Annotated in this window: 20 protein-coding genes and 1 tRNA gene; 12 read left to right on the top strand and 9 right to left on the bottom strand. The window is 64.3% G+C overall.

Going from position 1 to position 21,904, the window contains the following annotated elements; all coding sequences use genetic code 11:
• Window positions 1-71 precede the first annotated feature (71 nt).
• Window positions 72-401 (bottom strand): DUF6949 family protein, encoded by a 330-nt coding sequence (locus JJC00_RS15760; protein ID WP_027536204.1) that lies wholly within the window; start codon window positions 399-401, stop codon window positions 72-74.
• 222 nt (window positions 402-623) lie between these two features.
• Between JJC00_RS15760 and JJC00_RS15755 the strand changes: the two genes are divergently transcribed.
• The 3 genes from JJC00_RS15755 to JJC00_RS15745 all read left to right on the top strand — a co-directional run bounded on the left by JJC00_RS15755 (window position 624) and on the right by JJC00_RS15745 (window position 4,156).
• Window positions 624-1,355, top strand: coding sequence for a hypothetical protein (locus tag JJC00_RS15755; RefSeq protein ID WP_200473442.1), 732 nt, complete (start codon window positions 624-626; stop codon window positions 1,353-1,355).
• Window positions 1,356-1,632: 277 nt separating this feature from the next.
• Window positions 1,633-3,480 (top strand): caspase family protein, encoded by a 1,848-nt coding sequence (locus JJC00_RS15750; RefSeq protein WP_200473441.1) that lies wholly within the window; start codon window positions 1,633-1,635, stop codon window positions 3,478-3,480.
• A 280-nt stretch (window positions 3,481-3,760) separates the two neighbouring features.
• Window positions 3,761-4,156, top strand: coding sequence for a PaaI family thioesterase (locus JJC00_RS15745; RefSeq protein ID WP_200473440.1), 396 nt, complete (start codon window positions 3,761-3,763; stop codon window positions 4,154-4,156).
• A gap of 129 nt (window positions 4,157-4,285) precedes the next feature.
• Here the strand turns inward: JJC00_RS15745 and JJC00_RS15740 are convergent, their stop codons facing one another.
• A complete protein-coding gene (locus JJC00_RS15740; RefSeq protein WP_007602550.1) occupies window positions 4,286-4,504 on the bottom strand; it encodes a DUF3126 family protein in 219 nt (72 codons plus the stop codon).
• A 124-nt stretch (window positions 4,505-4,628) separates the two neighbouring features.
• Complete coding sequence (gene cysE / locus JJC00_RS15735; RefSeq protein ID WP_200473439.1) at window positions 4,629-5,453, bottom strand: serine O-acetyltransferase; 825 nt, start codon at window positions 5,451-5,453, stop codon at window positions 4,629-4,631.
• Between the two features lie 276 nt (window positions 5,454-5,729).
• On the opposite strand from cysE, the gene JJC00_RS15730 reads away from it, so the two are divergent.
• Window positions 5,730-7,220 carry a hypothetical protein gene (locus JJC00_RS15730; RefSeq protein ID WP_200473438.1) on the top strand — a complete coding sequence of 497 codons (1,491 nt, stop codon included), beginning with the start codon at window positions 5,730-5,732 and terminating at the stop codon, window positions 7,218-7,220.
• On the opposite strand, the gene JJC00_RS15725 is transcribed toward JJC00_RS15730, so the two are convergent.
• Both JJC00_RS15725 and JJC00_RS15720 read right to left on the bottom strand, forming a co-directional pair.
• Window positions 7,101-7,856, bottom strand: a complete 756-nt coding sequence (locus tag JJC00_RS15725) for an alpha/beta fold hydrolase (RefSeq protein ID WP_200473437.1) — start codon at window positions 7,854-7,856, stop codon at window positions 7,101-7,103. The two genes, JJC00_RS15730 and JJC00_RS15725, sit on opposite strands and share 120 nt — an antisense overlap.
• A gap of 35 nt (window positions 7,857-7,891) precedes the next feature.
• Window positions 7,892-9,028: a hypothetical protein gene (locus JJC00_RS15720; RefSeq protein WP_200473436.1), complete on the bottom strand. Its 1,137-nt coding sequence runs from the start codon at window positions 9,026-9,028 to the stop codon at window positions 7,892-7,894.
• A 306-nt stretch (window positions 9,029-9,334) separates the two neighbouring features.
• Here JJC00_RS15720 and JJC00_RS15715 point away from each other — a divergent pair, with 306 nt between their 5' ends.
• Window positions 9,335-9,580: a zinc-finger domain-containing protein gene (locus tag JJC00_RS15715; protein WP_007602543.1), complete on the top strand. Its 246-nt coding sequence runs from the start codon at window positions 9,335-9,337 to the stop codon at window positions 9,578-9,580.
• A 19-nt stretch (window positions 9,581-9,599) separates the two neighbouring features.
• A complete protein-coding gene (locus JJC00_RS15710) occupies window positions 9,600-10,802 on the top strand; it encodes an FAD-dependent monooxygenase (RefSeq protein WP_200473435.1) in 1,203 nt (400 codons plus the stop codon).
• A gap of 18 nt (window positions 10,803-10,820) precedes the next feature.
• Here JJC00_RS15710 and JJC00_RS15705 read toward each other — a convergent pair whose 3' ends face one another.
• A complete protein-coding gene (locus JJC00_RS15705) occupies window positions 10,821-11,231 on the bottom strand; it encodes a twin-arginine translocation pathway signal (protein WP_200473434.1) in 411 nt (136 codons plus the stop codon).
• Between the two features lie 173 nt (window positions 11,232-11,404).
• Here JJC00_RS15705 and JJC00_RS15700 point away from each other — a divergent pair.
• Both JJC00_RS15700 and JJC00_RS15695 read left to right on the top strand, forming a co-directional pair.
• Window positions 11,405-11,493: transfer RNA gene (locus JJC00_RS15700), tRNA-Leu, on the top strand.
• A gap of 32 nt (window positions 11,494-11,525) precedes the next feature.
• Entirely contained in the window at window positions 11,526-11,681 is a 156-nt protein-coding gene (locus tag JJC00_RS15695) for a hypothetical protein (RefSeq protein WP_200473433.1), read from the top strand.
• A 1,114-nt stretch (window positions 11,682-12,795) separates the two neighbouring features.
• Here the strand turns inward: JJC00_RS15695 and JJC00_RS15690 are convergent.
• Window positions 12,796-14,103 (bottom strand): hypothetical protein, encoded by a 1,308-nt coding sequence (locus JJC00_RS15690; protein ID WP_246774220.1) that lies wholly within the window; start codon window positions 14,101-14,103, stop codon window positions 12,796-12,798.
• Window positions 14,104-14,416: 313 nt separating this feature from the next.
• Between JJC00_RS15690 and JJC00_RS15685 the strand changes: the two genes are divergently transcribed.
• Together JJC00_RS15685 and JJC00_RS15680 are read left to right on the top strand one after the other, a co-directional pair.
• A complete protein-coding gene (locus JJC00_RS15685; protein WP_200474130.1) occupies window positions 14,417-15,667 on the top strand; it encodes a multidrug effflux MFS transporter in 1,251 nt (416 codons plus the stop codon).
• A gap of 54 nt (window positions 15,668-15,721) precedes the next feature.
• Entirely contained in the window at window positions 15,722-15,862 is a 141-nt protein-coding gene (locus JJC00_RS15680; protein WP_200473432.1) for a hypothetical protein, read from the top strand.
• Between the two features lie 7 nt (window positions 15,863-15,869).
• On the opposite strand, the gene JJC00_RS15675 is transcribed toward JJC00_RS15680, so the two are convergent.
• Entirely contained in the window at window positions 15,870-17,468 is a 1,599-nt protein-coding gene (locus JJC00_RS15675) for a glycosyltransferase family 39 protein (RefSeq protein WP_200474129.1), read from the bottom strand.
• A gap of 231 nt (window positions 17,469-17,699) precedes the next feature.
• Window positions 17,700-19,310: an ABC transporter substrate-binding protein gene (locus JJC00_RS15670; RefSeq protein ID WP_200473431.1), complete on the bottom strand. Its 1,611-nt coding sequence runs from the start codon at window positions 19,308-19,310 to the stop codon at window positions 17,700-17,702.
• 267 nt (window positions 19,311-19,577) lie between these two features.
• Between JJC00_RS15670 and JJC00_RS15665 the strand changes: the two genes are divergently transcribed.
• Window positions 19,578-20,708: a M20/M25/M40 family metallo-hydrolase gene (locus tag JJC00_RS15665; RefSeq protein WP_200473430.1), complete on the top strand. Its 1,131-nt coding sequence runs from the start codon at window positions 19,578-19,580 to the stop codon at window positions 20,706-20,708.
• A 250-nt stretch (window positions 20,709-20,958) separates the two neighbouring features.
• A complete protein-coding gene (locus tag JJC00_RS15660; RefSeq protein WP_200473429.1) occupies window positions 20,959-21,900 on the top strand; it encodes an ABC transporter permease in 942 nt (313 codons plus the stop codon).
• The last annotated feature ends 4 nt before the right edge of the window (window positions 21,901-21,904 follow it).

Here is a 21,904-nt window from a genome sequence, read left to right as displayed (position 1 = left end):
TTCAACCTCAGCCATAGCGAAACGACGGCGCGGAGGCAAAGGGCCGCCGCAGCGGGCAGCCCTGCAAGGCGTCAGCCCAGCACGCCGGTCGCGCGCAGCGTCATCAGGAAGAAGGTGCCGCTCATCATGCTCCAGAAGCCGGCGATGACGGTCGCCATCATCACGAACTCGAAGCGGCGGCTCTCCAGCCGCATGCCGCGCAGCGTGTTGCGCATGATGATGAAGGGCGCCGCGAACACCAGGAACGGTACCGCTGCAAATGTCCTGGGGGCCACGCCCTCCTGCAACAGCCCGAAACCGGCGGGCCGTTGCGACATCGCCTGGTATCCGTTTGCGAGCGCGCCCGCGAGCGCGAAGCCGATGCAGATCGAGAAGAGAGTGTTGAAAGCTTCAGGTGTCATCGGAAGTCCGCCCATACGCAACGCGAGGTGCTTTCCTGTGACAAATCGTGCCGGTTAACGCTACATTATCCTTAAGCGAAGGTTAACGCTGGCGCCCGGCCCGCGCAGAGCTCTCCCCCGTTCCCGGTAGCCGGGAACCTTCCGCGAAATCGCCGCCGCGTGGCATATTCGCCGGTGATTCGTCGGCCACCGGCCGACCTCCCGGGCCATTTGCGCGACGTCATGACGGTGTTTTCGGCAACCTCCCCTCGCTCTTCCAAGACAAGCGCAAGGACAAGCGCAAGGACGCGCGCCCGGGCGCATCTCGTCCCGTTTGCGCTCACCGGTGTATTCGCGGCGAGCGCGATCGCGCTGGTCGCCTATCTCTTGTGGCCGACCTGGAGCACCGGCGGCGCGGACGCGCCGGACAAGCTGCCGGTCAGCGTCGGCGGAACGCTGTTCAACCTGCCGATCTCGGCGATCCGGATGAAGATCCAGCGGCACTCCGGACCGCAGGAGCGCATCGATCTCGATTTCCTCTATCCCTCGCTGGACGCGCCTAACGGACCGCGGCACGTGACTGCCGACAGCGTGGACACGGCCATGCAGCCGATCGACCGCATCTTCCTGTCGATATCGGCGCATCACGATGCGCTGTCGCCCCAGCAGCGAACCGCGACGATCTATCCGCGCTATTTCGACCAGGCTGCGGCAACGCCGGGCGATGGGCTGACGATGCGGATGTTCCGCAGCGACACGCCCTATGGCAGCGAGGATTTCTATTCCGCGACGAGCCCCGCCCTCGCCGCGCGCTGCACGCGCGATGCAGCCACGCCCGGCATGTGCCTGTCCGAGCGCCGCGTCGGCGGCGCCGACCTCACCTTCCGCTTTCCGCGCAGCTGGCTGTCGCAATGGCGCGACGTCGCGGACGCGATGGAGCGGCTGATAACGCAGTTGCGCGGGCCGCGGAGCTGAACGCGGAGCCAGCCCGACAAAAAGTCGAAAACAACCCCATGCACAGTAGACAGGCATGGGCATGGCTTCGTTTTTTTCGAAGACGAGCTTGACCCGTCGGGCAAAACAGGGGCACACTGGGCATCGTGGGGAATTTGATTTGAATGATGCGGTCACGCATCCCGGCTCGGCGCCCCGTTGACTGGATGGCGCAGGGATGTGTGACAAGCATCACTGATCGTGGATTGCATTTGGCCATTCTGCGAATAATCTGACGCGATTGCATTCGGGGGCTGGAATGCGGCTTCGGCTGTTTGTTTTGTTGATTGTTTCGACTTGGTTTGCGACCTGGCTTGGGACCGGCTCCGCACAGGCCGAAAGGCGCGTCGCGCTCGTCATGGGCAACTCGGCTTACAAGAACGTGGCGAGGCTGGCGAACCCCGCGAACGATGCCGCGCTGGTCGGCGGCATGTTCAGGAAGGCCGGCTTCGATACGGTCGATGTCAAGCTCGACCTGAACGTCGCCGAGATGCGCAAGGCGCTGCGCGATTTTGGTGGCAAGGCGCGCGAGGCCGACGTTGCGGTGGTCTATTATGCCGGCCACGGAATTGAGCTCGACGGGACGAATTATCTGATCCCCACCGATGCGACGCTCGAGACCGACAGCGACGTCCTCGACGAAACGCTGCCGTTGGACCGCGCCCTGTTCGCGGTCGAGCCTGCCAAGCAGCTCCGACTCGTCATCCTGGATGCCTGTCGCGACAACCCGTTCGCCAAGACCATGAAGCGGACGATCGCCGCCCGGGCAATTGGGCGTGGCCTTGCCAAGGTCGAGCCGACCAGCCCGAACACCATGATTGCCTTCGCGGCGAAGGCCGGCTCGACCGCCTCGGACGGCGACGCGAAGAACAGCCCGTTTGCCACCGCTCTCGTCGAGCGTCTGCCGATGCCGGGCCTCGACCTCCGCAAGGCGTTCGGCTTCGTGCGCGACGACGTCCTCAAGACCACCGGCTACAAGCAGGAGCCGTATGTGTACGGCTCGCTCGGCGGCGACGATGTTTCGCTGGTGCCGGCCAAACCGGCAGCAGCGCCGGGCCCGCAAGCCAATCCCCAGGACAGCGTGCGCCGGGACTATGAGCTGGCGCTCCAGGCGGGAAACCGAGACGCATGGGAAGCATTCCTGCAGGCCTATCCCGACGGATTCTATGCGGGCCTCGCCCGCGCGCAACTGAAGAACGTCGCGGCCGAGGAGGCGCGCGCAATTGCGGCCGCGAAGGCACGCCAAGCCGAAGACGAAAAGGCAAGGCTCGCAGCCGAGCGTGCCAACAAGGCCGAGCAGGAGAAAGCGGCCGCCGCCGCCAAGGCCGCCGAAAACGTCCGCCTTGCCGCGGAAAAGGCCAAGCAGATCGAGGAGGCCAAGGCGGCCGCAGCCGAGCAGCGCCGCAAGGACGCCGAGGCCGCGGTCGCGAAAGCGTTGGCCGACAAGCAAGCCGCTGAGAAGGCGCTTGCCGACAAGATCGCGAACGACAAGGCTGCCGCAGAGAAGCAAGCTGCCGAGAAGCAGCAAGTCGCCGATAGCGCACAGAAGGTTGCAGCCGTTGCGCCGACCTCATCGCAGCCGAGCTTGTCCCCCGCAGACACGGCAAAGCTCGTTCAGTCCGAGCTGCGCCGCGTCGGCTGTCTGGCCACCGCTGCCGATGGCGACTGGAATGCGTCATCGCAACGCTCGCTGACGCTGTTCAACAAATATGCCGGGACGAAGTTCGACGCCAAGGTCGCGAGCTTCGACGCGCTCGACGCGATCAAGGCCAAGCCGGGCCGGGTCTGCCCGCTGGTGTGCGATCATGGCTTCAAAGCCGACGGCGACGCTTGCGTGAAGATCGCATGCCGCGCCGGCTATCGCATCAACGATGACAATGAATGCGAGAAGGTCCAGGACAAGAAGCCGGTTGCGACCCGCGAGGATGCCAAGAAGCGAGACGACCAAAGGAAGAACGGCGAGGCCGCGCCCGCGAAGCCGCAAGCAACCGGACAAATGATTTGCAACAACGCGGGTTGTCGTCCGGTTCAGCCTGGCTGTCGCGCACAACAGGCCAGTCCTACCGATCTATGGCGGCGGGGGGGAATAGTGGAAGTTTGTAATTAGCTTCGGCACCGCAGGTACAGGCTTCAAGAGGCTACGCTGACAGTGCGCCAAATCCGCTGATTTTGCGCGACCGCCACCGTCTTCTCGTTGACCTACATCTAATGTGACTGAGTGTCGCCGTAATGGCCGCGCTCTTCGCCATGAACGAATAGCTGCGCCATCCAGCGCCAAAGCGCAGGACGTATCGTCATCTCGTTGGCGAGCAGATTGACTGAACCGCCTTGCGCGGGATCGACTGCTTGATACCCCTTACCGTCACGAAATCATTGCGGCGACCGATATGACCGATGCAGCAGAAAACTTGCCACCAGGCGCCCAACTCCTGGGACGCGAATGGATTGGCACTGACGAGAGCGGGCATGCCGTGATCCGCTTCCAGGCTCAGGTCGCGTTCACCAACAGGCACGGGACCGTCCAGGGCGGATTTCTCGCGGCGATGCTGGACTCCGCCACCGGGGCTTGCGGGCTCGCAAGACTCTCGCCTGACCTGACCGTGGTCACCAGGAGCCTCGACACGCGCTTCCTGAGACCTGCGGCGGTGGGAGCCATTACGGCGCGGGCGCGGGTGATCGAGCAGACGGAGCACGACATGGTCGTGCAAGCCGAGCTCATCGATGCGGAGGGCATTACGGTCGCCGACGCCACGGCGCGGCTGCGGATTCTGGCAAAGAAATAGAGTTGTGAGGCCGCGACGGCGGTCGCGGGGATAGGATCCGTCATTGCGAGCGAAGCGAAGCAATCCAGGCTGCATCCGCGGAGGGACTCTGGATTGCTTCGCGTCGCTCGCAATGACGAGAGAGAGTGGCTATTCCTGATCGACCAGATCGTCTTCCAGGATCGCCATCTGGAACTGGAACGAGCGATCATCGTCCTCGTCGTCAACGAACAGCACGCCGATGAACTCCTCGCCGATATAGACCTCGGCGGAGTCGTCCTTCTTCGGCCGCGGCACGACGCGGATCTTGGGATTGCCGAATACGCGCTTCAAATACGCATCTAACTTTCTGACTTCTTTGACGTCCACGGCAAGTCTCCGATCAAAATTGGTCGGCGGGTTTTAGGACGAGACGCGGCCAACCGCCAGCATGAATCGCCAAAGAATTTGGGGACGAAAAGGGCCGGAATATCCGGCCCTTAACGCGCTAGTCTCAAAGCCCCAGCGCGTTGATCATCTGGTCCATGGTGCGCGACGGCTCGGCACAGCCGGCTTCGCCCACGATCTTGGCCGGCACGCCCGCGACCGTGACGTTGTGCGGCACCGGCTTGACCACGACCGAGCCTGCGGCGATGCGCGCGCAATGGCCGATCTCGATATTGCCGAGGATTTTTGCACCGGCGCCGATCAGCACGCCGTGGCGGATCTTGGGATGACGGTCCTCGTTCTCCTTGCCGGTGCCGCCGAGCGTGACGCCGTGCAGGATCGAGACGTCGTCCTCGATCACCGCGGTCTCGCCGCAGACGAAACCGGTGGCGTGGTCGAGGAAAATGCCGCGGCCGATGCGCGCGGCGGGATTGATGTCGGTCTGGAACACCGCGGAAGCGCGGCTCTGCAGATAATACGCAAAATCCTTGCGGCCCTTCAGATAGAGCCAGTGCGCGAGGCGATGGGTCTGGAGCGCGTGAAAGCCCTTGAAGTAGAGCAAGGGATCGATGAAGCGCGAGGTGGCGGGATCGCGGTCGTAGACGGCGACGAGATCGGCGCGGAAGGCGTTGCCGAGATCGGGATCCTCGCGCAGCGCTTCGTCATAGGTCTGGCGCACCAGATCGCCGGAGAACGCGGCGTGATCGAGCCGGTCGGCGACGCGGTGGACCACCGAATCCTCGAGGCGGCTGTGGTGCAGCACCGTCGAATAGATGAAGGTCGCAAGCTCGGGCTCGCGATGGACGATGTCCTCCGCCTCGCCGCGGATCCGGTCCCAGATCGGATCGAGCGTTGCGAGCTTTCCTCCCGGATTGACCTGATGCACTGCCATGGGATCTGCTCTTTCGAATTGGCTCGTTTGGCTGGCTCTATAGCACAGTCTAGGCGGCAAAGTCCTGACGGGCTTGCCTGAGAGTGAACAGTGCCTTGCCCCGCGAAAGCATACCAACGCGTTGAAACACAATAGGTTCTCGGAACGCCCCAAGCGGCAAGGTCGGCTCAAAATGGTCAGAGTCTCGCCAAATTCAAGCCGGGCGGCGTCAAACTATTGGTGAATTTCGTCCCGAACGTTATTGCGGTCATGGTCTGTCGGGGACGGGGAGCGGATTTGAGCATCACCACCGATATTTTGCGCGCCCGCGCCGCCGGGTCGTTCTGGCTGCAGCTGGCGGCGGTGGCTCTGCCCCTCCTCCTGATCGCGCCGGCATTCTGGAACGGATATCCGCTGTTGCAATGGGATACCGGCGGCTATCTGGCGCGCTGGTACGAAGGCTATCTCGTTCCCAGCCGGTCCACCGTGTTCGGTCTCTATCTGCATTATGGCGAGAATTTCGGCTTCTGGATCAACCTCGCGGTCCAGTCGCTGGCGACGTTGTGGCTGTTGCAGCTGACGCTGCGCGTGCTCGGCCTGATGCAGACATTCCGCTTCGTCGCGATCAGCCTGCTGCTGATCCTGTCGACGGCCCTGCCCTGGCTCGCCAGCATGCTGCTCACCGACATCTTTGCGGGACTGTCGATCCTGTCGCTGTTCCTGCTGATCGTTGGTGCAAGCCGGACCTCGGTGCTCGAAAAAATCTCGCTGTTCGCCTTCACCGCCTTTGCCGCCGCGACCCACAGCGCCACGCTCGGCGTGCTGCTCGGGCTCTGCGTCGCCGGCTGGATGATGCAGCCGTTCCTCGGGCGCCGTCTCCCGATTGCCGGGCTGGCGCAGGCGAGCCTCACGATCGTCGCGGGCGGCCTGATGCTGATCGCGGCCAACCACGCGCTGTCGGGCAAATGGGCCTGGACGCCCGGCGGCACCGGCGTCGCGTTCGGCCGTATGATGCAGGACGGCATTGTCGCGCGATTCCTGAGCGACAATTGCCCGCGCGAAAAGTTCAAGCTCTGTCCCTATCGCGACGAGCTGCCGGCGACGGCCGATGAATTCCTGTGGGGCAAGAGCATGTTCAACACGCTCGGCCGCTTCGAAGGCATGAACGACGAGATGGGGGCCATCGTCGTGCAATCGCTCGCCGACTATCCGGCCTGGCAAGCCGGCGCGGCCTTGCGCGCGATGGGGCAGCAATTGCTGCATGTGGCGACCGGCGAAGGCGCCAGTGTCTGGATTCCGCACACCTACGGCATCATCGAGCGCTACATCCCGACGCAGGTCGCGCCGATGCGCGCGGCGCGCCAGCAGAATTGGGGCCTCGATTTCGACTACATCAACTGGCTGCACGTGCCGGTCGCACTGGTCTCGATGCTGGGTCTGCTCGCACTGCTCGGACACGCGCTCGCCCATCGAAGGCTCGACGACCTGACGCTGCTGGCGGCCACGGTGACGCTGGCCCTGCTCGGCAACGCCTTCATCTGCGGCGTGATCTCGGGCCCGCACGACCGCTACGGCGCGCGCATGGTGTGGGTTGCGACCTTCGTGGTGCTGATGGCGCTGTTTCGATCGATCGGCGACGACGACGACGAAGAGCCGGCGGATGAGGCCTCAGCCGCGGCGCGACAGGAAGTCGAGCACGCCGGTCTTGTAGACCTTGTCGCCGACCGCGCGCATGTGGTCGCGGCCCGGAATATCGAGCACGTCCGAGCCGGGGATGATCGCAGCTAACGCGCTGGCCGAACCCGCAACGTCATCGGTCGAGCCGACCGCGATCAGCACGGGCACGTCGATGCGCGCGGCCTCGCCCCTGGTCATGAGATCGCGCGTGCCACGCAGGCAGGCAGCGAGCGCACGGCGATCGGAGCGGGTCTGATCGGCGAAGGCGCGAAAGGTGCGGCCGACGGGATCGGTGACGTCGTCGAGCGAGGGCGCTTCCAGCGCCTTCGCCACGTTCTCGCCGGGCCCGGTGCCCTCGATCAGGCCGCCGATGCCGATGCCGCCGAGGATCGCCGAGCGCAGCCGCTGCGGCTCGTTCAGGCCGAGCCAGGCCGTCATCCGCCCGCCCATCGAATAGCCCATGATGTCGGCCTGCGGGATGGCGAGATGGTCCATCAGCGCGAGCACGTCGCCGGCCATGGTGGGAATCGAGTACTGCGCGGGCTCGTAGAGTTTTGCGCTTTCGCCATGACCGCGATTGTCCAGGGCAATGACGCGGCGGCCGTTCTTGCGCAGTTCCGAGACCCAGGTCGGATAGACCCAGTTCACGTTCTTGCTCGAGGCAAAGCCGTGCACCAGGATGATCGGATCGCCCTCGCCTTCGTCGAGATAGGCAATTTCAACGGCGCCGTTGTGAAAGCTCGGCATCATCAGTTCCGCAGTGTTTTGGGGATGGGTTGATCTTAGGCCGTGACGGCCGTGTTTGCCAGAGCGGCCTCAGCAGCGATCCGCGCCTGACGCAGCCTCCGCGCCCGCCTGCGATCGCACCAGGCTTGTGTCAGGCGCTCGGTGGTCGCCTTGATCGAGGATAACAGGCCGAACAGTGTCAACGCTGCGCCGAATAGCCAGAGCGTGAGATCGAACGCGCCGCCGAGGAGCAGCAGCGCGCCGCGGCCGAGCACCTTCATGATCGCGCGTGTCTTGCTTCCTTGCGCTTCCGCAAGCCGCGCCGCGCGCGCGACATCCTTCGGACCCTCGGCGATGCGCAGCGTGTCCATGGCGCCGCGCGTGCCGGTCTTCTCGGCCACGCGCGTGACGTCCTTGCCGAGCCGGACCAGCGCACCGGCCTTCTCGACGCGGAACGCGGCCTTGATCGCGCTCACCGTCTCACCCGGGCGGAACACCGAACCCTTGGAAACAGCGTTCTGAAGCATCGGCGTATCGACCACTTCGCGCGCCGACCGGCCGGCCCATGCGGCGAGACCTTCGCCGAGCCGCCCGACCTTGCGGGCATCCTTCACCAGTGTCAGCCCGGCGCGCACCGGCGCGGCACCGCCGGCCGACACATAGGTCACCGCCGTCACCGCGAGGCCCGCGGTCGCAAGGCCGAGCACGAGGCGATCGGTGTTCTCGCCCATGGCGAGATGCTTGCTTTCACGGATGACGTCCCTGATATCGCCGATCACGAAGAGATCGCCGGCCACCGTTCCCGAGAGACTCGCGACGTCGTCGGCATTGCCGGTGACGAGCCCGGTGGCAAAGCGCTTGGCGAAATGCGAGGTGGAGTTTTCGATTTTGACGGCATCGCTGACCCGGCTCAGGAGATCCTCGGGCAGCGCGATGTTGCGGTCACGCGCGAGCGCGACAAAACTGTCGGCGAGATCGGCATCGGAGGCCGCAAGCGCCGCCTCGATATTGTCCTGAACCAGGCGCTCGTTGTGCGCCAGAGCCGCATCGAGCTTGAGCTCGGACAGCGCCGCCGGATCGTCCTGGGCGGCGAGAACAGCGCCAGCCTCGCGGGCATGCGGCGCTACCTGCGCGAGCACAAAGCTGCATGCAGCGATCCCGGTCAACGCTGAGCTGATTCGCAGCCACTTCATGCCAAGAGCCTGGACGGTCCTAAGATCAGTTGCGCCTGATGGTTCGTCTTTCGCCGCAATTGTACGCGTGCACTGACATAGTATGCCAAAATTGCGACACAACGTCCCCGACGAAAGAAGGGCTTCTCTCAGGCCGCAAGATTGTGTCGAATTTGCATGAGCAAATGAGCATGGGGCAATTGCGAACCTTTCGGTTCCGCCGGGCTAGCAATCACCTGCACCCATCAGTATGGTCCGCGGCGTCGAAATTATGCCGCGTCACTGCTGATTGTGTCTGCCGCCATTGCCACTCCAGGATGAACTACGATGTCCGACCATGTCGTCCCGCACTTCCATAACGATGCCGGTGTCCCCGTCATCGAGATCGGCTCGCAAGAGTTCATGTGCGTCGGCGCCAACCCTCCGTTCGATCATCCGCACGTCTTCCTGGACCTCGGCAACGACAACGAGATCATCTGCCCGTACTGCTCGACGCTGTACCGCTTCGCGGCCGACCTGAAGGCGGGCGAAGCCCGTCCGCCGGAATGCGTGCTGAAGGACAAGGTAGCCTGACCGCTCATCTCGGTCAGGGGTGGCCCTCCCGCGAACGATCGTCATTGCCGGTGCCGGAATCGGAGGACTGACGGCTGCGCTTGCGCTGGCCGCCCGCGGTTTCCGCATCGTCGTGCTGGAAAAGGCCGAGCGGCTCGAGGACATCGGCGCCGGCCTGCAACTCTCTCCCAATGCCAGCCGCGTGCTGGTCGAGCTCGGCCTGACGGAACGGCTGAAGCTGCGCGCCGTCGTCCCCGACGCGCTCTCGATCATGAGCGCGCGGGCCGGCGGCGAACTTTTGCGGATGCCGCTCGGCGAGGCTGCCGTTAATCGCGCCGGCGCGCCCTATTGGGTGATCCACCGCGCCGACCTGCAATCCGCGCTCGCCGGCGCGGTCGCCGACCATCCCGATATCGACTTGAAGCTAGGCGCGACATTCGAGGATGTCGCACTGCATGCCAAGGGACTGACGGTCGTCCATCGCAGCGGAACCATCCGCCGCAGCGATCTCGCCAGCGCCCTGATCGGCGCCGACGGCATCTGGTCGACAGTCCGCCAGCATCTGTTTCCCGAGGTGCAGCCGCGCTTCTCCGGGCTGATCGCCTGGCGCGGCACGCTGGATGCCACGCAGCTGCCCAAGGAGTACACCGCGCGGCGGGTGCAGCTCTGGATGGGCTCGAACGCCCATCTCGTCGCCTATCCGATCGCGGGCGGCCGCCAGCTCAACGTGGTGGCGGTGCTGCCCGGCACCTGGAACAGACCGGGCTGGAGCACACCCGGCGATCCCTTCGAGGTGATGGACGCCTTCGCCGCGCCGCGCTGGCCGCCGACGGCGCGGATGATGCTCGCCGCCGTCGACAGTTGGCGCAAATGGGCGCTGTTCGGCGTGCCGGAGGGATGCCCCTGGAGCAAGGGCCCGGTCGCGTTGCTCGGCGACGCCGTGCACGCGATGCTGCCGTTCGCAGCCCAAGGCGCCGGCATGGCGATCGAGGATGCCGCCGTGCTCGCCCGGCATCTGAGCCTCGAGGCCGCCGAGGACGCAGGCAGCGTCGCCGCGGCGCTGACGCAATATGGCCTGATACGTCAGGCCCGTGTCAGGAACGTGCAGCGCACCGCGCGGCAGCAAGGCCGGATCTATCATCTCGGCGGCCCCTTCGCGCTCGCGCGCGATCTCGCGATCCGCGCGCTCGGGCCGGAGCGCATGCTGGCGCGGCAGGACTGGATCTACGGCTGGCGTCCCTGACGCGAGAGCTGCAGCACCTTAGCGCTTCGGAGCGGGCTTGATGTCCGGCCGCTGCGGCGTAGATGTTGCCGGCGCCGCGTTCGGCGGCGTTTCCCGGCACCTGTTGCGGCGCCAGGCGTCTTCGGCCAATTGCGCCGAGCCACGGACCGCGACGTAATCGTTGCGATAGGCAAGCTCGGACACGACGGCGCCACCGGTCCCGGTCTCCGCCTTGTCCATCAGCTTCTGCAAGTCGGCGGTACGGACGGCGAGCGCCTTGCGCTCCCCTTCGAGCTGCTTGCAGTCGTACAATTCGTATTTGGCGGGGTCGGCAAAGGCCGGAGCGATCGTCTCGCTCACGCCGGCGCAGCCGGACAGCGCGAAGGCGGCCGCGACCAGCGCAGCAACCGCGCAACCGGCGCGCAGGGAAGAGGAAAGCGGAGCAGGCATGGCCGGAAAAATAGTCCCCGTGAATTGAGAATGCCTAAAGCAGGGCCGGATGTCGGGATTGAGGCTTTGCCTTGTGCCGCCGGCTCGCTTAAGGAAGAACCGCCTGTCCAGCACGATAAGCGCCAATTCCAGACCGCTGGGCAGGACTTAAGTGTTTGATCTCGTTGGATCAAGCGGGCATGGCGGAATTGGTAGACGCAAGGGACTTAAAATCCCTCGGTGCGCAAGCGCTGTGCCGGTTCGACCCCGGCTGCCCGCACCATTTGAACTGACGACGCCGTCTGCGCCCACAGCATGATCCAGAAGCAGACGATCGCGACCGCGAGCAGGTCGAATCCGTCCACGAACGCAATGCCGGAGACCGCCACCACGAACGGAATCGCGATGACCATCGCCAGCATGACCGCGACCATCACCGCGGGCAAGTCGACGATGAGAACGGCGGCGTAAAGCGCCGCCTCGAAAAAGGCATAGACCTTCAGTCTCGGTGCGCAGAGATAGAGCGCGTACATCGCAAGCACAGTGATACGCATCGCGGCGCCGGGATGATCCATCAGCCAGTCGTCGAGGGCTTGAAGCGGCGAGATCTTCGTGCCGCTGCCGTGCGCCCTGACCATACGCCGCACGAAAATGACGAGCGGTGCGAGCAGGAGTGCGACCGCGATGAGCCCATAGAGCACGGCAACGACCGGCTTGCTGCCGGCGAGCGACGTTCGGTCCGCAAGTGTCTGGGCCAGGAAGAGCAGCGACGGATTTGTCTCGCCTCCCGGCGAATGCTGTCCGGGAATCTGGCCGAAGATCGCGCTCAACCAGCTTGAAAACAGCTCGGAGTAGAACACCGCCGAAACCAGGATCGGCAGCGCGAACATGCCCGCCGCCACCGCGATCAGGACAAGCTTGCGACGTCGCGGCTGCGGCAGGAGATAGAGCGCGGCGAGGACCGGGACAAACACCAGCTTGAACGAGGTGACGAGGCCGAGCAGCGCCGCGCCGGCGAGCTGTGGCATGAAGCTTCCGTCCTCGCGCCCTTCGGACTGCGCGGGACGCAGCAGCAGCGCAAGCGATGCCGCCGTCAGCAGGCCGCTCAGCATCGCGAAATTGCCGCTCGCCAGCACCCATTCGAACCCGAGAAAACCACCCAGCGCGAACACGCCACGCAGCATGACGTCGCGCAGGCCCTCGCGGCCCCCGCCGAGACCGGGCAGCAGCAGGACGCAGATCAGCCCAAGAACGAGATAGATGGCGTTGTAGTGCGCGACGAGAAAGCCGCCGGCACAGAGCGGCCGAAAGGCATCGAGGGTGACTGGAAGATAGGGATAGGAGAGATCAGTGCCCTTCAGGTTTCTGACGAAATAGGGATCAAGTCCCTCGCGATGGGCGTCCACCGCCGCGCAATTCACCCGCACGTCCGAGCCGAAGGTCTTGTTGACGCTGAGATCGACGGCGATGGCCGTAGGGATCAACACGGCCAAGATCAGCAGGAGGCGGCTCAGCCGGCTCCTCCGCGGCGCCCCCGCGGCAAGCGACCGCTCCTCTGCCGCATCTGCGGACGAGGCGATGCTTGTCATGGACACACGCCCTTCTGCTCGAGGCGTTTTGGCCCGGCTCGAAAATCGGGCAACAGGATCCAGAAACACATCAGCGCGACCGCGAGCTGGACAAAGCCGCCTTCAATCGACATCCCCGTCATCGAGACCAGCGTCGGAACGGCAACGCCGATGGTCAGCACAGCGACAAGGGCTGCGGCCGGAAGATCGACGATCAGGACGGCGGCGTAGACGGCGAGCTCGAAGAAGGCATATTCCTTCAGACGTGGCGAGCAGAGATAGAGGCCGTACATCGCGAGCACCGTGATCCGCATCGCGGCCCGCGGATGATCGATCAGCCAGCGGTCGAGGCGCGCCGGCAACGATCCCTCATTGTTGCGGATCGCGTGCAGCAGAGACCAACCGAGCGGCGCGAGCACGAACGCGGTCGCCGCCAGCGCGTAGAGCGCGAACACGAGCGGCTTGCTGTCAGCGAAGCCAACGCGGTCCACGATGGTCTGCGCCAGCAGCAGCAGCGACGGATTGGCCTCCTCGATCTGGACCGAACGCTGACCCGGGATCCCGCCCGTGATCGCGAGCAGCCAGCTCGAGAACAAGCCTGGATAGAAGACGACCGAAACCAGGATCGGCAGCACGAAGCCGAGGCCCGCCACCGTCATCAGGACAAGTTTCCGCCGCCGCGACAGCAGCAGGAAATAGAGTGCGGCCAGCACCGGGCAGAACACCAGCTTGAACGACATGACGAGGCCGAGCACTGCCGCCCCTGCAATATGAAGGACGTCATGCCGATCGTCGGACTGGGCGGGGCGAAGCAGAAGAGCGAGCGCTGCGGCCGTCAGTCCGCCGCCCAGGATCGCGAAATTGCCCGAGGCCAGCACCCATTCGAAACCAACGAACGCGCCGAGCACGTAAAGTCCCCTCAGCGCCACGTCACGCAAGCTGCGTGTCCGGCCAATCCCGGGCAGCAACAGTCCACTGAGCACGCCGAGGAGGAGAAAGACGCCGCGGTAATGATCGACAAGGAAGCCGCCCGCACACAGCGGACGGAAGGCATCCAGCGTCGCCGGCAGATAGGGATAAGAGAACTTGGTGCCTTTCAGATTTTTCATGTAGTACGGATCGAGCCCGTCGACACGTGCATCGACCGCCGCACAATTGACGCGGACGTCCCAGCCGTATCGAACATCGAACGCGGCATCGTTGGCGAGATTGGCGAACACCAGGAACGCCACCAGCGCGATCAGGCAGGCAAGCCAGACGTTGCGCTTGCCGGCCATGTCGGCCGACGGTCCTGACCATCGTGCTGTTCCGGTGATATCGGACACGTCTGATACCTGCCTGTTCCCTGAGTTCCCTCGGCGCCTGATCCGCCGTCCGATCAGGCCACATTGGACAGGATGCGTTGCGGATTCATCTCCCTGACGGGCGGTCGCCGCGGTTATGGTGAATCCCTGGTTTCCAAACCGCATCATCGCGCTCCAGGGGTGACGGCACGCGCGAGCAGATCGTCGTCGCGGCGACGCGCCTGTTCTATGGCGAGGCCATCAGGGCTGTCCCGCCTGACAGCCATCCCAAAACATGGGTTGTGCGACGCAGCATGGGCACTAGATATGGCCTCTGAAATCAGGGGTGAGCTTTTTGTCCGACGTCAATGCTGACGACTGGGTGTCCTCCGGACACCGTCCGATGGGTTTTCCCGAATTCGTTGTCGTGATCGCGTCCATCATGGCGCTGAATCCGCTTGCCATGGACATGATGCTGCCGGCGCTGCCCAATATCGGGGCGGCCTTCGGCATTCCCAACGCCAATCATCTCCAGCTCGTGCTGTCGACCTTCCTGATCGGCTTCGGTGCCGGACAGTTCGTGATGGGCCCGTTGTCCGACCGGTTCGGGCGACGGCCGGTGCTGCTCGGCGGAATGGCGGTCTATGCGGTGGCGAGCGTGCTGGCGGTTGCGGCGCCCTCGTTCGAGACGCTGCTGCTCGCCCGCGCGCTGCAAGGCCTCGGCACCTCGGCGACACGCGTGATCGCGACCTCGATCGTGCGCGACTGCTATGCCGGCCGCCGCATGGCGAGCGTGATGTCGCTTGCCATGATGATCTTCATCGCGGTGCCCGTGATCGCGCCTTCGTTCGGACAGGCGGTGCTGCTGGTCACGCAATGGCGCGGCATCTTCGTCGTGCTGATGCTTTACGGCGTGCTCGCGCTCGCATGGAGCGTGCTGCGGCTGCCTGAAACCCTTCCCGAGTCCGAACGCAGGTCGCTGGCGCCCGCCGACGTGCTCTCGGCCTTCCGCCAGACCGTCACCAACCGCCAGACCATCGGTTATGCAACGGCCGCCGGCGCCGTCATGGGCGCGCTGTTCGCTTTCGTGTTCTCCGCGCAGCAGGTCTTCACCGGCATCTATCACCTCGGCCACTCCTTCCCGCTCGCCTTTGCGGCGATCGCGGCCGGCACAGCCGTCGCCGGCTTCCTCAACGCAAAGCTGGTGGGGCGGCTCGGCATGCGCGTGATCTCACACGGCGCGCTGACGCTGTACACCGCGGTGGCCGGCGTGATGCTGCTGACCGAGATCCTCGGTGTGCTGCCGCTTCCGCTGTTCATGGTGTTGTCGGCGCTGATGATGTTCTCGTTCGGCATGATGGTCGCCAATTTCACCGCCCTCGCGATGGAGCCGCAGGGCCACATCGCCGGCACGGCCTCCTCGCTCTACGGCTCGATCACGACGCTGATCGGCATCGCGGTCGGCACGGCGATCGGCCAGAGTTTTGACGGCACGCTGCTGCCGTTCTCGATCGGATTCTTCCTGTCGACGCTTGCAGCGCTCGCGATCGTGCTGGTGGTGGAGAAGGGACGGCTGTTCAAGCCGCATCATCGCCCCATCGTGTGAGGAACTTCGCAGCCCTCGCGATGTTGTCCTGCAGCAATTCGAGAGGCGGCTTCAATGGAACCGGAACACCACGACGAACGTCACGATCAGGACCGGCGACAGACTGAAAAGCCGGCCCCGCCTGCCGAACAAGCCGTCGTCAACCCGCCCTTTGCCAGCGAAGGGCTCGAGCAGGTCCGCGACAGCCACTGCTGAGGGACCCCTACTCCGGACTTCGTTTGCTGGCGCTGAATTCCTGCGCGGCGCTTTCGGGCGATGCGCCGCTGCTCGCACGCGGCGGCACCATCAGTACGACCACGTCCCGACTCAGGCCCGGCCGGCCCCACAGCGACGCCTGCACGGTGAATTCCCGCCTGACAAAATTTCCGGCGCGCGCGGCGACCCATTCCATCCAGCGGCCGCAATCATCCTGGCCACGGAAGCAGAGTGCGGCCCAGCCGCGATCGAGCGTCGTCTTGCGCGGCAGGCCCCAATCATATTGGTGCTCGAACGGTCGCGCGTAATGCGGATGATCCGGACTGTAGAAGGCCGTGGCGAAGGCGAGCGAATCGTCGCCACTGACGGCGCCGAGCGGCTCGCCGGTCAGCTCGCGCCATTGCCGGGTGAGCTCGCCCGCAGCTTGCGCGTAGAGATTCCGTCCCTCTTCATAACCGTGGCTGTTGCGATAGACCGCGTGGATTGGTGCGGCTACCAGGACGGCGACAAGCGCAACACCTGACACAATGACCGTGACATTGACGGTGTAGAACCGTTCGACCGGATAGCGCGCACCGCAGACGATCAGCACGACGAACAGGAACAATCCCTGCAAGGCCCATAGTGACGGCAGATCCGTGCCCATCGCGAGCGACGTCAGGACCGGCAGAGCGATCGTGCCGATGGCGACATAGAAGAGAAGTCGAAGACCTGAGCCCATCGCGGCGAAGTCGGCCGGAAATTGTTTGAGGCGCGTGCCGGCGATGAGCACCCAGATCACGGCAGCGACGCTGATGGCCGCCACAAGTCCCAGCAGAAAATTCCTCACGTCACCGAGCGAGCTGACCGCATGGCCGTTGGCGTGGTTCAGCGCGTAGGTGAAGGTCGATGCGCCCGTGGTCGCGAGCCAATAGATGTGCGGCGACAGCACCGCGAGCCCGGTGACGACCGAGATCCAGGGCGACGCGGAGGTGAAATAGGCGCGCCGCGCCGGGTGCGCCAGCGCGGCGAATGCAAAGCTCGTGACCAGGAAGATCGAGTAGTATTTTCCGACCATCGCGAGCGCCGTGGCGCATCCGACCGCAACCGCCCAGACAGCGGATCTGGTCTCGAACGCGCGCAGAAAACACCACGTGGCCAACGGCCAGGCCGCGAGCAGCACGGCATTGGCGTTGAAGCGCTGGGCGTGGAATTGATAGGCCGGTGTCAGCATCAGGAGCAGCAGCACCAGGATGCGCTTGTGCCCGGTCACGAATTGCCGCGCGACGCAATCGACGAAGACTAGCGCCAGCCCTGCGTTCACCATCGCCATCAGTTGCAGCGACCAGTCGCTGAGCGGGAAGACGGAGGTCCAGCTGGCTGCGATCCAGCCCATCAGCGGCGGATGCTTGTGATAGCCGAAGGCGAAATTCCGGCCCAGCGTCCAGGCCTCGAGCGTGTCGGGATGCAGGCCGCCGCCGGCATAGGCGACGGCAAGATACAGCGTCCAGATCGCAACGAAGCACGCAATGAGAAGCGGCACGGCCCAGCCTGCCTCCACGCCATCGAGCCAGCGCAGCAGCGGCCGCCGCCAGCGCGCCGGCGCGCGATCCGACCGTTCGGCCATCGCCTGAAGTGCAAAATCGATCGCCACGTGATTCAAATCGATGGGAGGGAATGTGATGTTCGAAGACGACCATCTATTTCAGGTCGGAAACAAATAGCAACGATTGGAATCTGGAAGACTTAAAGGCTCCCCGGCTTTCGCCAAAGCATGACCGCCAAACGACAACGACGCCGCTGATGACAGCGGCGCCGCGTGATATCGGGACGAAAGGTGCGAGATGCACCCTCCTCCTTACTCGGACTTGTCGATGTTCCAGAACACCGGGGTCGCCGGGCCGTCGAGCACACCGGTGAGCGATTTCCGCCACGCGCTCGGCGCCAGATACTGGCCGAGCGGGATGTAGATCACCTGGTCATAGGCTTCCTTCTGGATCTCGGTCGCGATCTTCTTCTGATCGTCGAGCGAAGCGGCACGGACGAATTTGTCCTTGAGCTCTTCGATTTTGAGATCTTCCGCCCAGCCGAACCAGCCGCCCTTCTTGCCTTGGCCGCCGATCGAGAGATTGGCGATCGGATTGGACACGTCGGCGCTGACCCAGTTGGTGAAGAACATGTTCCAGCCGCCCTCCTTCGGGGGCTTCTGGCTGGCTCTGCGGCTCACCACCGTCTGCCAATCGGTCGCTTGCGCGTCGACCTTGAAGCCGGCCTCGCGCAGCAGCTGCACCGCGACCGTCGGCTGTGCCTTCAGCGTCACGACATCGCCGGGCACCATGACCACGACGGGCGTGCCGTCATAGCCGGACTCGGCGAGCAGCTTCTTGGCTTCCGCCATGCCATTGCCCTTGACCAGCGTCTCGGAGCCGACATCGGTCGCGAACGGCGTGTCGCAGATGAAGAAGGCGCCGCAGATCTTGTAGTATTTGGGATTGCCGACCAGCGCGTCGAGCACATCCTTCTGGTTCATCGCCAGCATTGCTGCACGGCGGATCTTCGGATTGTCGAAGGGCGGATAGAGGAAGTTCATCCGACCGAGCGTCTGGAAGCCGAACTTGTTCAGCGTCTCGACCTTGAGGTCGGAATTGCCTTCGAGCACCGGCAGCAAATCCCACGGCGGCACTTCCATGAAGTCGATGTCGCCGGATTGCAGCGCGTTCACCGCGGTCTGCGCGTCCGGCATGGTGAGCCACTCGACGCGGTCGACTTTCACCACCTTGCCGCCGGCGGTCCAGCTTGCCGGCTCCTTGCGCGGCACGTAGTCGGCGTTCTTGACATAGACAGCCTTCACGCCGGGCTGGAATTCGCCCTGCACGAACTTGAAGGGGCCGGAGCCGATTTGTTCAGGAATCTGCTTGTCCGGCGGCGTCTCGGCGAGCCGCTTCGGCATCATGAACGCGACGCGCGAGGATGGCTTTCCGATCGAATCGAGCACTAGGCCGTAGGGCTCCTTCAGCTTCAGCGTAATGGTCTTGGCGTCGGTCGGCTCAATGCTTGCGGTGAACTGCAAAAGCTTCTGGCCCATGCCGTCGACGGCGGCCCAGCGCTTCAGCGAGGCAACGCAATCTTCCGCGGTGACCGGCGTGCCGTCATGCCATTTCAGGCCGTCGCGCAGCGTGAAGGTGTAGGTGAGCTTGTCGTCGGATATCTTCCAGTCCGCCATCTGCGGCTGGATCTTGAAGTTCGCATCCGTCGTGATCAGCGTGTCGTAGACCATGTAGCCATGGTCACGCGTGATGTAGGCGGTGGTGAAGATCGGATCGATGATGCGCAGATCCGAATGCATCACCGCGGTGATGGTCTTGCCGGCCGCAAACACCGGCGAAGCCATCGCCGTGGAAAGCGCGACGACCGACAGCGCAAGTGTGGAGGCGAACGCGCGACGCCCTCGGCGCATCAAGCTCAACATAAAAGTTTCTCCTGACGTGAAACTGTTCAAAGGCAGGTCATTGGTTGAGCATTCGGTTCGTTCCTTGGGCGAACTAACCTCATGCAATGCCTTTATCTTTCGAGACTTGCAGACAGTCTTGAGCGCGTCAATCCGGTTTCGGTGCAGCCCATGGTATCGCAGGCACGGGCTCCACAAAGATCGGTTTGGCTCTACAACTCTCTCCGCCTGTCCTGCCCGCGCTGATGCAATGCGCGTTCCATCTTTCGAAGCTTGAGGGATATTGAGATGAATCCAGCCAATCTTCCCTTCGATTCCGAGGCGATGCTCGAGGGTCTGCGCACCTGGGTGGAATGCGAGAGCCCGACCTGGAACGCAGGCGCGGTCAACCGCATGCTCGATATCGCAGCGCGGGATATGGCGATCATGGGTGCGACCATCGAGCGCATAGCCGGCCGTCAGGGCTTTGGCGGCGTCGTCCGCGCGCGCTTCCCGCATCCGAAGCAAGGCGAGCCGGGCATCCTGATCGCCGGGCACATGGATACCGTCCACCCGGTCGGCACCATCGAGAAGCTGAAATGGCGGCGCGAGGGCAACAAGTGCTACGGCCCCGGCATCTACGACATGAAGGGCGGCAACTACCTCTCGCTGGAAGCGATCCGGCAACTGGCGCGCGCGTCCTTCACCACGCCCCTGCCGATCACTATTCTGTTCACGCCGGACGAGGAAGTCGGCACGCCCTCGACACGTGACATCATCGAGGCGGAAGCCGCGCGCAACAAATATGTGCTGGTGCCCGAGCCTGGCCGCGCCGACAACGGCGTCACCACCGGACGTTACGCCATCGCGCGATTCAATTTGGAAGCGACGGGGCGGCCGAGCCATGCCGGCGCGACGTTGTCGGCGGGACGCTCGGCAATCCGCGAGATGGCACGGCAGATTCTTGCGATCGACGCGATGACGACGGAGGATTGCACCTTCTCGGTCGGCGTCGTGCATGGCGGACAATGGGTCAACTGCGTTGCCACGACTGCCACCGGCGAAGCACTCTCCATGGCCAAGCGCCAGGCCGATCTCGACCGCGGCGTCGAGCGGATGCTGGCACTGTCGGGCACCGCGAACGACGTCTCGTTCAAGGTGACGCGCGGCGTGACGCGGCCGGTGTGGGAGCCCGGTGCCGGCACCATGGTGTTGTATGAAAAGGCGCGCGGCATCGCCAAATCTCTCGGCGCGGAATTACCGCATGCGAGCTCCGGCGGAGGATCCGACGGCAATTTTACCGGCGCGATGGGCGTCCCGACGCTCGACGGCCTCGGCGTGCGCGGTGGCAACGGCCACACGCTGGAAGAGTACATCGAGGTCGAAAGCCTGGTCGAACGCGGCCGGCTGATGGCAGGACTGCTGGCAACGCTGGAGTGACACCGCAGCCTGTAAGATGGGCAAAGGCGCGCTCCTCGCGCACCGTGCCGATCATTCCCATCGGAAGCGTGGTCGTGATGGTGGGCAAGCTTCGCTTTGCCCACCCTGCGAAGAAGCCACCATCGAAAGCCGGACATGCCGCCATGTGTGGTATGACGCCACCGATGGCACGGGAATTGCTGAAATGTTAGGCTGATGGCAAGCTGCCAATGGCACCTCGCTGATTTGACTCTAAACTGACGGATCCAATTTGCTCGGATATCTCATACGCCGAATTCTCGCTGCCGTGCCCGTGATGGGCGTGGTGGCCCTGTTCGTGTTCCTGCTGCTGCGGCTGACGCCGGGTGATCCGGCCGCGATCCTTGCCGGCGACAATGCGACGCCGGAACGGCTGGAGCGTATCCGCACCTCGCTCGGTCTCAACGAGCCGCTGATCGTGCAGTTCATCACCTGGGTCGGCAAGCTGCTGCACGGCGACCTCGGCACCTCGCTGATCTCCAACCTGCCGGTCATGAAGATGATCGGCCAGCGCGTCGAGCCGTCGATCTCGATCGCGCTGTCGACCATCATCCTCGCCGTCGTTGTCGCCGTGCCGCTCGGCGTCATCGCGGCCTGGAAGCATGGCACCTGGATCGACCGTTTCGTGATGGGGCTCTCCGTGCTCGGCTTCTCGGTGCCGGTGTTCGTGGTCGGCTATGTCCTGATCGAGGTGTTTGCGATCGACCTGCGCTGGGTGCCGGTGCAGGGATTCAAGAGCATCTCGGCCGGCTTCGGTCCCTTCTTCGAGCGCATCATCCTGCCGACCTGTGCGCTCTCCTTCATCTACGTCGCACTGATCGCACGCATGACGCGCGCGGCGATGCTCGATGTACTGGGCGAGGACTACGTACGAACGGCGCGCGCCAAGGGCATCAACGAGGTCGCGGTGATGATGCGGCACGCGCTGCGCAACGCCGCCGTGCCCGTGATCACCGTGATCGGCACCGGCTTTGCGCTTCTGATCTCCGGCGTGGTCGTCACCGAGAGCGTGTTCAACATCCCCGGCATCGGCCGCCTCACCGTGGATGCGGTGCTGGCGCGCGACTATCCGGTGATCCAGGCGATGATCCTGCTGACTTCGCTGATCTACGTCGTCGTCAATCTGCTGATCGACGTCGCCTACACGCTGCTCGATCCCCGGATCCGGTACTGAGGCA

This window comes from Bradyrhizobium diazoefficiens (genome assembly GCF_016616885.1).
Classification (GTDB): domain Bacteria; phylum Pseudomonadota; class Alphaproteobacteria; order Rhizobiales; family Xanthobacteraceae; genus Bradyrhizobium; species Bradyrhizobium diazoefficiens_F.
Note: the sequence above shows the minus strand (reverse complement) of the source record. Positions and strands in the feature narration are given on the sequence as shown.

Bases quoted from the DNA above. Each gene is read 5' to 3' on its own strand.
- JJC00_RS15695 (WP_200473433.1), top strand. From the start codon at position 11,526: ATGATCCAGAAGCAGACGATCGCGACCGCGAGCAGGTCGAATCCGTCC.
- JJC00_RS15705 (WP_200473434.1), bottom strand. From the start codon at position 11,231: ATGCCTGCTCCGCTTTCCTCTTCCCTGCGCGCCGGTTGCGCGGTTGCT.
- JJC00_RS15720 (WP_200473436.1), bottom strand. From the start codon at position 9,028: ATGAAGTGGCTGCGAATCAGCTCAGCGTTGACCGGGATCGCTGCATGC.
- JJC00_RS15675 (WP_200474129.1), bottom strand. From the start codon at position 17,468: ATGGCCGAACGGTCGGATCGCGCGCCGGCGCGCTGGCGGCGGCCGCTG.
- JJC00_RS15715 (WP_007602543.1), top strand. From the start codon at position 9,335: ATGTCCGACCATGTCGTCCCGCACTTCCATAACGATGCCGGTGTCCCC.
- JJC00_RS15745 (WP_200473440.1), top strand. From the start codon at position 3,761: ATGACCGATGCAGCAGAAAACTTGCCACCAGGCGCCCAACTCCTGGGA.
- JJC00_RS15725 (WP_200473437.1), bottom strand. From the start codon at position 7,856: ATGCCGAGCTTTCACAACGGCGCCGTTGAAATTGCCTATCTCGACGAA.
- JJC00_RS15670 (WP_200473431.1), bottom strand. From the start codon at position 19,310: ATGTTGAGCTTGATGCGCCGAGGGCGTCGCGCGTTCGCCTCCACACTT.
- JJC00_RS15750 (WP_200473441.1), top strand. From the start codon at position 1,633: ATGCGGCTTCGGCTGTTTGTTTTGTTGATTGTTTCGACTTGGTTTGCG.
- JJC00_RS15760 (WP_027536204.1), bottom strand. From the start codon at position 401: ATGACACCTGAAGCTTTCAACACTCTCTTCTCGATCTGCATCGGCTTC.
- JJC00_RS15755 (WP_200473442.1), top strand. From the start codon at position 624: ATGACGGTGTTTTCGGCAACCTCCCCTCGCTCTTCCAAGACAAGCGCA.
- JJC00_RS15665 (WP_200473430.1), top strand. From the start codon at position 19,578: ATGAATCCAGCCAATCTTCCCTTCGATTCCGAGGCGATGCTCGAGGGT.
- JJC00_RS15680 (WP_200473432.1), top strand. From the start codon at position 15,722: ATGGAACCGGAACACCACGACGAACGTCACGATCAGGACCGGCGACAG.
- cysE (WP_200473439.1), bottom strand. From the start codon at position 5,453: ATGGCAGTGCATCAGGTCAATCCGGGAGGAAAGCTCGCAACGCTCGAT.